Annotated in this window: 1 protein-coding gene; it reads right to left on the bottom strand. The window is 48.9% G+C overall.

Annotation, left to right across the window (positions count from 1 at the left end; translation table 11 throughout):
• The coding region (locus ACTHUR_RS17055) for a cyclic nucleotide-binding domain-containing protein (protein ID WP_440399885.1) at positions 1–501 on the bottom strand (501 nt) is incomplete at its 3' end.
• Positions 502–556: the final 55 nt, after the last annotated feature.

Here is a 556-nt window from a genome sequence, read left to right as displayed (position 1 = left end):
GAATGCTGCCAATCGCTCTTCAGCGCGCATATTGCCCAAAAGCAGCATAACGCCCTGATCTCGGACAATTTCGCGGCTCATCAAGCGGAAAAAGTGGGAGCGGAGGCTGGGAATATCCTGACCGAGTTCTTCAATATGTGTAAACGGAAGCTCACATACCTCGCTGTCTTCCAAAGCCACAGCATCACAGCTGTGAATATGGGAACAAATCCCATCCATACCGATCAGCTCGCCCGACATAAAAAAGCCGGTTACCTGATCTCGTCCATCTTGGCTGGCGACTGTTGTCTTAAAGAAGCCCGCACGGATGGCAAACAAAGAGGTAAACGGCTCGCCGGCACGGAACAGGTATTCACCTTTTTTCAGACGGCGGCTTTGACGAATAACCGCGTCCAATTGTGAAAATTCGTTAGGCATCGGTCCGACAGGCAAACACAGCTCGCGTAAAGAACATGTGGAACACAAGGTTTTCATTTGATGTGTTGCATTGTGTGTGGCCATAACGCACCCTTAATCTGCATAGTTCTATAAATCCCTGATGAAGCCGAATAACTAT

The organism is Neisseria sp. P0021.S007 (assembly GCF_051956855.1).
The sequence above is the reverse complement of the archived record's forward strand: the minus strand, read 5'-3'. Positions and strand labels throughout refer to the sequence as shown.